Genomic DNA, 12943 nt, shown 5'->3' on the forward strand with positions numbered 1-12943 from the left:
TCTTTCCTCGAGGCAGGCCTTGAGGTCGTCTCCGGACTAGGTTTTTTGGAGCGGACGGTCTTTCCTGCCGAATGACGGAACGGACTTAAACGTTCAATTCGATCTTCCGTCCGGCCAGAATGACAGCTTCCATCGCGTCATAAGCGCCCTTCGCATCGCCCGCCTTGATCGCGGTGACGATGGCCCTGTGGCGTTCGACGAATTCGTAGGTTTCCTGATCGTTGCGCTCGTTGGCTTCGGCAATGAACAGCGAATAGAGCGCGGCCTGCACGAGATCTCCCAGAGATTGCAGGAAGCGGTTGCCGGACAGTTTCAGGATCAGCTTGTGGAACTCCAGGTCCGCGACCGCAACGGCGGCCCGGTCCTTGCCGGTTGCGAGATTGTCGCAAAGCTTCGACAGGGCGACGCATTCCGCATCGGATACGCGTCTGGCCGCCTGGCTCGCGGCGGCGGGTTCGAAAATCAGCCGGATCTCGAAGAGATCTTCCAGGAACGGACGCTGGTTCTTGAGCGCAGCGTGCCAGCGCAGCACGTCCGGATCGAACATGTTCCATTCCGAAGCCGGGCGCACATGGGTGCCCACCTTGGCCTTGGACTGGATCAGGCCCTTGGCAATGAGGGTTTTCTTTGCCTCGCGTACGACGGTGCGCGACACGGAGAACATTTCCGAAATATCCGGGTCGAGCGGGATCATCGTTTCCGGGGGATACTCGCCGGCAACGATGGCCCTGCCGATCTGTTCTACAACCTGATCGGTGTGATTGCCGGTCTGACTTCCCAATCCGCCGGTGGCGACGAATGTCATGATTGCGCGGCGAACTCTGGCGCTGGTTTTCTGCGCAGTGTCGTTGCCCAAGTGAGACCCTTCTGAAGCAGGATGAAGCCAAAGAGCAGACCGCCAATCACGATTTTGGTCCACCAACTCGACAGTGTTCCGTCGAACACGATAAAGGTTTGTATCAACCCCATGATCAAAATGCCAAAGAATGTACCTGCGACGAAACCGGTGCCACCGGTCAGCAGGGTGCCGCCGATCACCACCGCGGCGATGGCATCGAGCTCGACGCCGACGGTGGCGAGAGAGTAGCCGGCGGAGGTGTAGAGCGAAAAGACGATCCCCGCCAGCCCGGCAAGTCCGCCGGAAGTGGCGTAGATCCCGATGGTGGTTTTCGCCAGCGGAACGCCCATCAGCCGGGCGGTCTGAAGCCCGCCGCCCAGGGCGTAGACATTCTGACCGAAGCGGGTGCGATGCGCGGCGATGATCCCGGCCGCAAAGGTCAGCAGCATGATCATGCCGGTCAACCGGAAACGCCCGCCGCCCGGAGCCTTCCAGTAAAGCGACTGCAGCGTGTCGTAGAATTCATGGGTGATGGGAACGCTGTCGGTCGACAGGACGTAAGCTGCCCCGCGCGCCAGAAACATACCTGCAAGCGTGACGATGAAGGGCGGCATTTCCAGATAATGGATCATGGCCCCCATGGATGCGCCGAACGAGATCGTGATCGCAAGAATGAGCGCGAAGGCGAGCAGAGGGTGGATCGAGGTGTCGCGCAGGATCACCGCGAGAAAGACGCCGGTAAAGGCAATGACAGACCCGATCGAGAGGTCGATGCCGCCCGACAGGATGACGAATGTCATCCCGACGGCTGCGATGCCGAGGAAGGCGTTGTCCGTCAGGAGGTTCGCCAGAACCCGGGTCGACAGCATTGACGGGTATTGCCAGGCACACAGGGTGTAGGCCAGCAGGAAGGTGGCGATGGTGATCAGCAGCGGAAGATGCGTGGAACGGATCATTGCGGACTTTCTTTCGCTTCCTTGATGGATCCGGGGGGAATTGGGTCCGCCGAGGCACGCAGGATATAGAGCGCGTGTTTGACGGTCGGCGACTGGATCACCAGAATTGCGATGATAATCAGCGCCTTGATGACAAGGTTCAATTCCGGCGGCATGCCCGACAGCAGGATGACCGAATTGACCGACTGGATGATCAGGGCTCCGAGCAGCGAAGCGATGATGGAAAACCGGCCGCCCAGCAGGGAATTGCCGCCGATCACCACCGCCAGAATGGCGTCGAGCTCCAGCCAGAGCCCGGCATTGTTGGCATCCGCGCCCTTGATGTCCGCTGCGACGATCACGCCGGCCAGCGCTGCGCAGAAACCGGAAATCAGATAGACCGAAATGATCAGCACCCGGCTGTTGATGCCTGCCAGACGCGACGAGCTTTCATTGATGCCGATTGCCTCGATCAACATGCCGAGCGCGGTCTTGCGGACGATGGCCGTCACGGCCAGGCCGAGGCCGAGCCAGATGAGAATGGGGGTCGGGATACCCGCGACGGTGCCAGCGCCCAGATGGATCAGGCCTGGATTGAGGAAGGTCAGGATCGTGCCTTCGGTGACGAGCTGGGCAATGCCGCGCCCGGCCACCATCAATACCAGGGTCGCGACGATCGGCTGGATGCGCAGCACGGCAACCAGAACGCCGTTCCATGCGCCGCACACGGCACCGGCGCACAGCGCGCCGAGCAGCGCCACCTGCCAGCTGTGACCGTCCACGACCAGCGCTGCCGCCACCGCCCCGGCAATCGCCATGGCTGCACCCACCGAGAGGTCGATGCCTTTGGTCGCGATGACGAGGGTCATTCCGATGCACAGGAGGGCAGTGGGCGCGCCGCGGTTGAGCACGTCGATCAGGTTGCCGAAAAGGCGGCCGTGCTGGAACTCGATCCGGAAAAAGTCCGGAAAGACCAGGAAATTCAGCAGAAGAACGCCGGCTAGAATGACCAGCTGCGGCGCGATGCGCCTCAGGGTGGTGTTGATGTGATGCTTCATCAGACCACCCCTTCCATAGGTTCGTTGGTCATGGGTTCGTCGGCAATCGCCGAGACAATGTTGGCGGTGGTGATCTCGTCGCCTTTCAATTCGCGCATCTGGCGCCGGTCCCGCAACACGATCACCCGCGTCGAATAGGCAACCAGCTCCTCCATTTCAGAGGACGCCACGAGCAGGGCAAGGCCATCTTCGCGCAGGCGCTCGATCAGGGCGATGATTTCCGCATGCGCGCCGACATCGATGCCGCGTGTCGGTTCGTCCAGGATCAGGAAAGCAGGGTTTGTCGCCAGCCAGCGGGCCAGAAGCGCCTTCTGCTGGTTACCGCCCGACAGCAGCCGGATAGGCATGTCGAGACTGGCGAGACGAATATCGAGAGCCTTGACATAGGCCTCCGCCAGTTCGTTGATCTTGGCCCTGGGCAACGGGCGGAACCAGCCCTGCCGCGCCTGAAGCGCCAGAATGATGTTTTCGCGCACCGAGAGATCACCGACAATGCCGTCGTTCTTGCGGTCTTCGGGACACAGGGCAAACCGGTGTGCCACCGCCTCCCGGGGATTCTTCAGGCTGATCTTGCGGCCTTCCAGTAGGGCCTCGCCCTGATCGGCCTGGATGGCGCCGAAAATCAGGTTCGCGGTTTCCGTCCGGCCCGAGCCCAGCAGTCCGGCCAGACCGACAACTTCGCCCTTGCGCACCGTCAGGCCGAAAGGTTCGATAACCCCGCGCCGGCCGTAGTTGCGCAGTTCAACCAGAACGTCGCCGGCCTCTGTCGGGGCGCGATCCTGGATGCGCGCCTCCAGCTGACGGCCGAGCATGAGCGTGATGATCTCGGTCTGGGTCGTGTCCGCAAGCCGCTTTGTTCCGATGATGCGGCCGTTCCTGAGAATGGTGGCACGGTCCGAGATTTCGAACACCTGATCGAGAAAATGGGTAATGAAAACAATGGCGAGGCCGCGGGCCTTCAGCTTTTCGATCACCGAAAAGACCAGGTCCACCTCGTCCCTGTCGAGACTTGCGGTCGGCTCATCGAGAATAAGCACCTTGCCCGACAGCTCGACGGCGCGGGCAATGGCAATGACCTGCTGAACCGCGACGGAATAGGCCGAAAGCGGCTCGGCGGGATTGATGGCAAGACCGAATTCCGCCAGCAGATCGCTGGCCATGGCAAGCATCCTACGCTGTGATATCAGGCCGTGTTTCATGGGTTGCCGGCCAAGAAACAGGTTTTCGGCAACGCTCAGGTTCGGCAGCAGATTGACTTCCTGATAGACTGTGCCGATGCCGAGCTTCTGGCTTTCCTGGGTGCTGTGCGGAGAGATCTCGCGGTTGTCCAGCACGATCGTTCCGGCGTCGCGCCGATAGGCTCCGGTCAGGCACTTGATCAGGGTAGACTTGCCGGCGCCGTTCTCACCGAGCAGCGCATGAACCTCTCCCGGGTACAGGGTCAGGTCTACCGCATCCAGGGCAATCGCCCCGGGAAAAAACTTGGAAATGCCCTTGCACTCAAGCACAGGGCCGGTCGCTCGCGCCATCGAGTGGCATCCCCCCGAATTTACTTTCTTGAAGACTTATCATGTGCCGGGCGGTAAAGCCGCCCGGCACGGGATCATATCAGTATCCAAGGTCTTTCTTCATCTCGTAGATGGCCATGTTATCATCTTCGAGAGTGTAGAGTTTGGACTCGGTCTGGATCCACTTCGGCGGGGTTGTGCCGTCCGCGAGATAGGCTTCGAGCGCATCCAGTGCGGGACCGGCCATGTTCGGGGTCAGCTCGATCGTGGCATTCGCCTCGCCTTTCGACATCGCCAGATGAATATCCGGAACGCTGTCGATGGACACGATCTTGATGTCCTCGCCCGGCTTCAGTCCGGCTTCCTTGACGGCCTGGATCGCTCCGACAGCCATGTCGTCGTTATGGGCGTAGAGTGCACAGATGTTTTCGCCGCCGACAGCTTTCAGGAAGCTCTCCATCACGACCTTGCCCTGGCTGCGGGTAAAGTCGCCTGTCTGACTGCGGACGATGTTCAGGTTGTCATGACCGGCGATGGCTTCTTCGAAGCCTTTCTTTCTGTCAATCGCCGGTGAAGAACCGGTGGTTCCCTGCAATTCGACGATGTCGCATTTGGCGCCGGCCGTCTCGTCGACAAGCCATTGTCCGGCAACCCGTCCCTCGTGGACGAGGTCGGAGGTGACGGCAGTCATGTAAAGATCATCGGGCGCGTCGATCGTCCGGTCGAGCAGGACCACCGGAATTTCGGCGTCCCTGGCTTCTTCCAGAACATCGTCCCAGCCGGTCGCGACGACAGGGGCGAGCAGGATGGCATCGACGCCCTGGGCGACGAAGGACCGGATGGCCTTGATCTGGTTTTCCTGTTTCTGCTGGGCATCGGCGAATTTCAGATTGATGCCCCGCTTTTCCGCTTCCTGCTTGGTCACGGTTGTCTCGGCGGCACGCCAGCCTGATTCAGATCCGATCTGCGAAAAACCGATGGTCAGGTCGGCCGCCATGGCGGTCATCGGGACGAACGACATCGCCCCGGCAATGAGCATTGCCTTTAATTTCATAGTCTCCTCCACAAGGTAAATTTTCCTCACAAGGTCATTAAGTAATACTTTATTACTTTTGTAAAGCGAGACGGTTTGTTCGCGTGAGAGAAATAGCCTAACCATCAGATAAGTAACGTGAAATATGTGAAGTTTGCCATCGGGGAACAGTGACGTTCCGGGCAGGCGACCCGTTCCGGACACAAAAAAGCCCGGGCAAGGGATGCCCGGGCTGTCTGTGGAATGACAGGCAATCTAGCCGTTCAGTTTCACCCATGCGGCGTTTCTGGTCGAAGAGCGGACGCAGGCGTCGATGAACTGCTCGCCCGCCAGACCGTCGTCAATGCCGGGCACCAGCGTGGCGGTGGACTTGCCGTCCTGATGCGCCCGGATGGCGTCGGCTGCTTCAGTGTAGAGATTGGCGAAGCCTTCCAGATAGCCTTCCGGATGGCCCGGCGGAACACGGGTGGTCGGGGCCAGCGAGGCGGACATGCCGGCCCCGCCGCGGGTGAGCAGTCTCTGCGGTTCGCCGAGAGGGGTGAACTGCAGATAGTTCGGATCCTCCTGGTGCCATTCCAGCCCGCCCTTGTCGCCATAGACCCGGATCTTGAGACTGTTCTCGTTGCCGGGGGCCACCTGCGAACACCACAACATGCCCCGCGCGCCGCCGTCGAACCGCAGCATGACGTGCGCGTTGTCGTCGACCTTGCGGCCCGGCACGAAGGACTGCAGATCGGCCGCAAGGCTTTCGGCGGTAAGCCCGGTGATGAAGCAGGCCAGATTGAAGGCATGCGTGCCGATGTCGCCTGTCGATCCGCCAATCCCGGAGCGGGCCGGATCCGTGCGCCAGTCGGCCTGCTTGTTGTGCACGTCGGTCGACAGCCAATCCTGGGCATATTCGACCTGCACAACGCGCAGGGTGCCGAGATCGCCATTGTTGACCAGTTCCCGAGCCTGGCGGACCATCGGATAGCCGGTGTAATTGTGGGTCAGGAAGAAAAGGGCATCGGAGCTTTTCGCCGCCTTGGCGAGCTTCTTGGCATCGGGCAACGTCGAGGTTAGCGGCTTGTCGCAGATCACATGGATCCCGCGCTTCAGGAATTCCTTCGCCACCGGATAATGCATGTGGTTGGGTGTGACGATGGCGACCGCCTCGATACCGTCTTTCAACCGGGCCTCGCGCTTTGCCATGTCGAGGAAGCAATCGTAAATCCGGTCTTCCTTCAGGCCGAGCACCCGTCCGGACTCCTGCGCCTTCTCCGGGGTCGAGGACAGTGCTCCCGCGACCAGTTCATACCGCCCGTCGATGCGGGAGGCGATCCGGTGAACCGCGCCGATAAAGGCGTCCTTGCCACCGCCGACCATGCCCAGCCGGATCGGGCGGGTCTGCGGGTTATCCTTGCCTTCAATCGCCATATTGCTCCTCCTGTTTCGTCTTCCCGGCTATAGCGCCGGGTTATTCAGCCGTTCTTGTGTCTTCATGCTGCCCGCATCCCTCGGGACGGACCTGGTGGTCTTTCCGGAGATGAGGTTCTCGAGTGACTTGCTTGCAGCAACTCGACTTCAGCATTTAACCGATGCCGAGCATCTTGCGGTTGGCTGCCTCATCAGTACCGCCACCGGCAAAATCATCAAAGGCTTTTTCGGTTACGCGGATGATGTGGTCGCGGACGAACTGCGCCCCTTCGCGGGCTCCGTCCTCCGGATGTTTCAGGCAGCATTCCCATTCTACGACAGCCCAGCCGTCGAAATCTATGGCAGCCATCTTCGAGAAAACGGCGCCGAAATCGACCTGTCCGTCCCCGAGTGAGCGGAACCGTCCGGCGCGCTCCACCCAGGGCTGGTACCCGCCATAGACACCCTGGCGCCCGGTCGGATTGAACTCCGCGTCCTTGACGTGGAACATGCCGATCCGCTCGCTGTAGATGTCGATGTTGTCCAGATAATCCAGACACTGCAGCACGTAATGGGAGGGATCGTAGAGCATCTTGCAGCGGCCGTGCCCGTTCACACGCTCAAGAAACATCTCGAAGGTGATGCCGTCGTGCAGGTCTTCGCCCGGGTGAATTTCATAGCAGACATCGACACCCATTTCGTCCGCATAGTCGAGGATCGGCCGCCAGCGCCGGGCGAGCTCGTCGAATGCCGTCTCGACAAGCCCGGCGGGACGTTGCGGCCAAGGGTAGATGTATGGCCAGGCGAGTGCGCCGGAAAAGGTGGCGTGCGCTGAAATGCCGAGATTTCGGCTCGCCGCAAGAGCAAGTTTCACCTGATCCACCGCCCAGGCCTGCCGCGCCGACGGATTGCCGCGGACTTCCGGAACAGCGAAGCCGTCGAAAGCCGTGTCATACGCCGGATGAACCGCGACCAGCTGGCCCTGAAGATGGGTGGACAGCTCGGTGATCTCGATGCCGTTGTCGCGGGCGGTTCCAACCAGTTCGTCGCAATAGGTCTTGGAACTGGCGGCTTTTTCCAGGTCGATCAGCCGGCCGTCCCAGCTGGGAATCTGGACGCCGATGTAGCCACAGTCCGCGGCCCATCTTGTGATCGAGTTCCAGGAATTGAACGGCGCGTCGTCCCCTGCAAACTGGGCAAGAAACAACGCAGGGCCTTTTATCGTCTTCATGATTGCCTCCTGGAGATGGGAATTGGAAATCGGGAAATTCGGGAAAAAGAGCCGGAACCCCATCGCGAAAGGTCCCGGCCCGTTACTCTCCGGTGCCTTAGAACGGCGAATCCGGGAAGTAATAGTTTGCTGCGTTCTCGGGCGTGATCAACGTCGCGCCGAGGATGTAGCGGCCCGCGACCGGTCCGTTCGACTTGAAGGCCGCGACGGTTGCATCCATCGCGGTGGCGATCATCGCGGGCGGGTAGAGAACATCGACCGGGATCAACGTGTCGCCGTCCATGATGCTCTTGATGGTTTCCTTCATGCCGGCACCGCCGACGACAAACATGCCGTCACCGTCACGGCCTGCCTGTTTCAGGGCAGCGACCACGCCGATGGCGATGTCGTCATCCTGTGCCCAGACCGCGTCGATGTCCGGGAAACGGGACAGGAAATCCTGCATGACTTCGAAGCCGTCGTCGCGGTTCCAGTTGGCATGCTTGTGGTCGAGCACATTGATGCCGGCCCCTTCGATCTCTTCCATGAACGCGTCGAAACGTTCATTGTCGATCACGGTCGGAATGCCGCGCAGGATAACGATGTTGTCGCCATCCTTCAGACGGGTCTTCATGTACTGGGCGGAGACCCGTCCCAGTTCCGGATTGTTGCCGGCGACATAAAGGTCCTCGATGCCCGGCTGGCTGAGGCCGCGGTCCACCACGGTGATCCAGGCACCGGATTTCTTGACGTTGAGCACCGGGTCGGTGAGCGGCTCGGATTCGAACGGCAGCACAACCAGCGCGTCGATCTGATGGACCGAGACAAGATCTTCCAGCGCGCTGGCCTGCGCACCCGGATCCGGTGAATTGACCAGGATCAGGTCCACATCCGGATAAAGCTCTTCCAGACGCTTTTCAGCCTGCTCCGCGTGCCAGTTCATGCCGGCCGCCCACGCATGGGTCGGGGTCGGATAGCTGACGCCGATCTTGATGGTGTCCTGTGCGACCGCGGATCCGGCAAATGCCAGTGCCCCGGTCACGGCCATCATGCCTAAAGTTTTCCTCATGAGCATTGTTTCCTCCTCCAATACTGGTGATCTGGACGCACCTCTCCCGTCCGGTGCGAACCGTTCTTCTTGAATTTGGGGACGGGTCCCGATCTCTATGGGTTGCGTGTTACGACTTTTTGCTCTTGCCGAGCTTCCAGTCGCTGCGCTGTAAAAAAACCGCAACGATAATGATCAGACCCTGCATGGTGCCATTCAGGTAATTTGAGATCATATCGGTGAAGTTCAAAATGTTGCCGATGGTCGTCAGGATCAGGGCGCCGAGTATGGTGCCGCCGATCCGTCCGTAACCGCCCTTGAGCACGGTGCCGCCGATGATGACCGCGGCAATCGCCTCCAGTTCCCAGAGCACGCCGGTCGAGGCGGATGCGGAGCCGAGGCGTGGAACATAGATGATCGTGGCGAACGAGACGCACAGTCCCTGGATGATGTAGGTGAGCGTTTTGACCCGGTCGACATTGATGGCCGAGTATTTCGCCACCGCCTCGTTCGAACCGATCGCCGTGCAATAGCGTCCGAACGCCGTCCTGTTGAGCAGCAGCCAGCCGCAGATAGCGACCGCGATAAACACCCAGACAGGGAAGGGGAGGCCGAGAAAACTGTCGTAATAGACGGGCCGGTACGTGCCGCGCACCTCGAAGTTCAGCGAAAGCGTGCCGCCATCGGCGAAGTAAGTCACCAGCGAGCGGTAGATCCCCATGGTTCCCAGGGTGACGATGAAGGCCTCGATCTTGCCCTTCGTCGTCAGTGCGCCGTTGACCCAGCCTGCGCCGATGCCAAGGATGATGGCAACGCCGCAGCCCAGCAGCACGGTGGGAACACCGCTGCCGAGCGTTTCCACCGCATTGTCCATGACGATGATCATGACGCCGGCGATGGCGGCTGCCATCGAGCCGACCGAAAGATCGATACCGCCCGCGGTGATCACGAAAGTCGCGCCGACGGCGATGATGCCGATGAAGGCAGAGCGGGTCAGAAGATTGGTGAGGTTGCCCTCGCTGATGAAGGCCGGGTTCAGCAGAAACCCGATGATGCACAGCAGCAGCAATGCAATCGCCGGACCGAGCGTCTTCAGATCGATGGAGACCCGTCTGGGGCTCTTGCCGGCCATGCCCTCGGATGCACGCGTCATGGTCAATGGAGTTCCTCTCGCTTCAGCCCTGCGGCATAGCGCATGATTTCGTTTTCGTTGATGTGATCGCCCGTCAGCACACCGGTGATATGGCCTTCGCGCATCACGATGACCCGGTGGCAGATGCCGATGATCTCCGGCATCTCCGAGGAGATCACGACAACGGAAACGCCTTCGGCGGCAAGCGCGGCGATGAAATGATAGATCTGTTGCTTGGTGCCCACGTCGATGCCGCGGGTCGGCTCGTCGATAATGACGATTTTCGGATCGCACTCCATGATCTTGGCAAGCAGAAGTTTTTGCTGGTTGCCGCCGGAGAGCTTGCCGACCGTGATTTCCGGATCGAGGGTGCGCACGTCGAAACGGCGGATCGCGCGCTGTAGCGCGTCTTCTTCCGCCTTCCGGTCTATCGTGAAATTCTTCACGAACTTCGGCAATGCGAACAGGGTCAGGTTCGGCTGCATCTTCTTGTTGAGCAGCAGTCCTTTTTCTTTCCTGTCCTTGGTGAGATACGCAAGACCTGCGTTTCTCGCTTCCGCAACCGTCATGGGGCCAACGTCGCGGCCGAAAAGTCTGATTGTGCCGCTCTCCATGGGAGCGAGGCCGCAGATGGCCTCGAATACGGCGGTTCTGCCGGCGCCGATCAGGCCGGAAAATCCGAGAATTTCGCCCTTGCGCAGGCTGAAGCTGACGTTGTCGACATCGGCGGTGCAAAGACGATCGACCGCCAGCACGACTTCCGCATCGACATCGGCCTCCTGCATGGGCGGATAGAGATCGGAGAGTTCCCGCCCGACCATCATCTGCGCCATCATGTCCGGCGTCAGGTCCTGCGAGGAGCGGGTGTCGATCCACTGGCCATCGCGCAGGATAGTCACCCGGTCGGCAATCGCCTTCACCTCGTTGAGCTTGTGCGACACGAAGACGATGCCGACGCCACTGTTTTTCAGCTTTTCCACCTGCCGGTAGAACACCAGGGTCTCTTCTTCGGTCAGAACCGCGGTCGGCTCGTCCATGATCAGGATCCGGGCGTTGCGGCTCACGGCCTTGACGATTTCGACCATCTGCTTCTGGGCAATCGTCAGGCTGGAAATCCGGTCCGTCGGAAGAATGTCGAGGCCGATTTCATCCAGGTGTTTCTGGACGGCTGCCCGCATGGCAGCCCGGTCCAGAAAACCGTTTTTCTTCAACTCCCGGCCGAGAAAGACATTTTCCTCCACGGTCAGCTGTTCGGCAAGATTGAGTTCCTGGTGGATCAGCACCACGCCGAGTTTCTCCGCCGCGCCGTTCGGGGGGAGGGCGGCCGGTTTGCCGTCAAGCCGGATCTGGCCGGAGGTCGGGTCGTGAAACCCGGAAAGAATTTTCATCAGGGTGGATTTGCCGGCGCCGTTTTCTCCGATCAGCGCATGGACCTCACCGGGACGTACATCCATGCTGACACTGAACAGCACGGGAACCGGCCCGAAAGATTTGCTGATGTTTACAGCTTCGATGATCGCCGCCGGAGCGGACGTTTCAGCGTGCATGCATGTTTCCTCCCAAGCGCCGTTGCCCTCTTCCACAATGGCGCCACAGTCAAAATGTAAACGTTTTCATAAGGCGTGTAAACCTTTACATTGACGAATGTAAACCTTTTCATGAAACACATTAGGCGGTATACAGCTTAGACAGTGTTGAAAATCATGCACTTAAATGACGCCCGCACCGCAGCATGGGCGAGGGTGGATTATGGGTGAACCGGCAGACCGTCCGGCGACAATTGAAGATGTTGCAAAGCTTGCGGGCGTGTCCATCGCCACAGTCAGCCGGGCCTTGCGTTCGCCGGAAAAGGTTGCCGAAAGCACCCGCAAGAAAGTCACCGCCGCAATTGCCCGCACCGGCTACACTGCCAATGCCATGGCGCAGAACCTGCGCATGCAGCGCTCGCAGATGGTTCTGGTGCTGGCGTCCTCGATTGCCGATCCGAACTTTGCCGGTATCCTGACAGGGCTTGAAAAAGCCGCCAACGACAGGGGCTACGGTGTCCTGATCGGCAATACAGAGGGAACGACGGGTCTGGAGCAGAACTACCTGCGCTTCCTGTCGACCGGTATGGCCGACGGCCTGGTGCTGCTGACCGGGCACATTCCCGTGGCCGGTGAGCCGCAGGCACCGCTGGCGACCCTGCCGCCCATCGTGGCGACGGAACGGCCTGTCGCCAATGCGGAGATCAGTTATGTCGGCGTCGACGATGTCGCTGCCTCCAAGGTCGCGACCGAATACCTGATTTCCCTCGGTCACAGAAAGATCACCTACATATCTGGCGGACCGGCGGACATCCGCAGCGACCTGCGTCATGCCGGTTACCGCAAGGGCCTCGGGGAATCGCCGGAACGGCTGCGCGACTGGAGAGTCGAGGGTGACGGCTCCAGCGAGAGCGGCCGCGCGGCGGTCGAACGGCTCTTCATCAAGGACGACCTGCCGACTGCCTTTTTCTGTTTCAACGACAACACCGCCATCGGGGTGATCTCCGCCCTGCAACTGCGTGGGTATCGGGTGCCGGAGGACTTTTCGGTGCTCGGCTTTGACGACATTCCCTTTGCCAACAACTTCACACCCGGCCTCACCACCATCCGCCAGCCCCGCCATCACATCGGCGAAAAGGCGATGAACATCCTTCTCGACCGTCTGGCGAACCGGTCTCTTTCCACGCAAACGCTGCTGCTGCACGGCGACCTCATCGTGCGCGAGAGCTGCTCCGGCGTTTCGCGCAAATCGCAGTAGTC

11 protein-coding genes are annotated in these 12943 nt (G+C 60.4%); 1 reads left to right on the forward strand and 10 read right to left on the reverse strand.

All coding sequences use genetic code 11. The annotated features are described in order from the left end of the window. Positions 1–85 precede the first annotated feature (85 nt). From Q1B40_RS06800 to Q1B40_RS06845, 10 genes are all read right to left on the reverse strand, one after another. Positions 86–805 carry a FadR/GntR family transcriptional regulator gene (locus Q1B40_RS06800; protein ID WP_299811722.1) on the reverse strand — a complete coding sequence of 240 codons (720 nt, stop codon included), beginning with the start codon at positions 803–805 and terminating at the stop codon, positions 86–88. Beyond that, on the reverse strand, positions 802–1791 hold the full coding sequence (gene yjfF / locus Q1B40_RS06805; RefSeq protein ID WP_299812569.1) for a galactofuranose ABC transporter, permease protein YjfF: 990 nt from the start codon (positions 1789–1791) through the stop codon (positions 802–804). Before yjfF ends, Q1B40_RS06800 begins: the two co-directional genes overlap by 4 nt. Further along, positions 1791–2831, reverse strand: a complete 1041-nt coding sequence (locus tag Q1B40_RS06810; protein WP_299811724.1) for an ABC transporter permease — start codon at positions 2829–2831, stop codon at positions 1791–1793. Before Q1B40_RS06810 ends, yjfF begins: the two co-directional genes overlap by 1 nt. Further along, positions 2831–4360, reverse strand: coding sequence for a sugar ABC transporter ATP-binding protein (locus Q1B40_RS06815; protein ID WP_299811726.1), 1530 nt, complete (start codon positions 4358–4360; stop codon positions 2831–2833). Before Q1B40_RS06815 ends, Q1B40_RS06810 begins: the two co-directional genes overlap by 1 nt. Positions 4361–4439: 79 nt before the next feature. Further along, positions 4440–5393 carry a galactofuranose ABC transporter, galactofuranose-binding protein YtfQ gene (gene ytfQ, locus Q1B40_RS06820; RefSeq protein WP_299811728.1) on the reverse strand — a complete coding sequence of 318 codons (954 nt, stop codon included), beginning with the start codon at positions 5391–5393 and terminating at the stop codon, positions 4440–4442. A 234-nt stretch (positions 5394–5627) separates the two neighbouring features. Continuing rightward, positions 5628–6788 (reverse strand): Gfo/Idh/MocA family oxidoreductase, encoded by a 1161-nt coding sequence (locus Q1B40_RS06825; protein ID WP_299811730.1) that lies wholly within the window; start codon positions 6786–6788, stop codon positions 5628–5630. 154 nt (positions 6789–6942) lie between these two features. Continuing rightward, positions 6943–7998 carry a sugar phosphate isomerase/epimerase gene (locus tag Q1B40_RS06830; RefSeq protein WP_299811732.1) on the reverse strand — a complete coding sequence of 352 codons (1056 nt, stop codon included), beginning with the start codon at positions 7996–7998 and terminating at the stop codon, positions 6943–6945. A 97-nt stretch (positions 7999–8095) separates the two neighbouring features. Further along, a complete protein-coding gene (locus Q1B40_RS06835) occupies positions 8096–9052 on the reverse strand; it encodes a substrate-binding domain-containing protein (RefSeq protein ID WP_299811734.1) in 957 nt (318 codons plus the stop codon). 103 nt (positions 9053–9155) lie between these two features. Further along, positions 9156–10178 (reverse strand): ABC transporter permease, encoded by a 1023-nt coding sequence (locus tag Q1B40_RS06840; protein WP_208986146.1) that lies wholly within the window; start codon positions 10176–10178, stop codon positions 9156–9158. Positions 10179–10180: 2 nt separating this feature from the next. Continuing rightward, positions 10181–11704, reverse strand: a complete 1524-nt coding sequence (locus Q1B40_RS06845; protein ID WP_299811740.1) for a sugar ABC transporter ATP-binding protein — start codon at positions 11702–11704, stop codon at positions 10181–10183. A gap of 202 nt (positions 11705–11906) precedes the next feature. Here Q1B40_RS06845 and Q1B40_RS06850 point away from each other — a divergent pair, with 202 nt between their 5' ends. Then, complete coding sequence (locus tag Q1B40_RS06850) at positions 11907–12941, forward strand: LacI family DNA-binding transcriptional regulator (RefSeq protein WP_299811742.1); 1035 nt, start codon at positions 11907–11909, stop codon at positions 12939–12941. Positions 12942–12943: the final 2 nt, after the last annotated feature.

The sequence above is a fragment of the uncultured Roseibium sp. genome (assembly GCF_947496995.1).
Lineage (GTDB): Bacteria > Pseudomonadota > Alphaproteobacteria > Rhizobiales > Stappiaceae > Roseibium.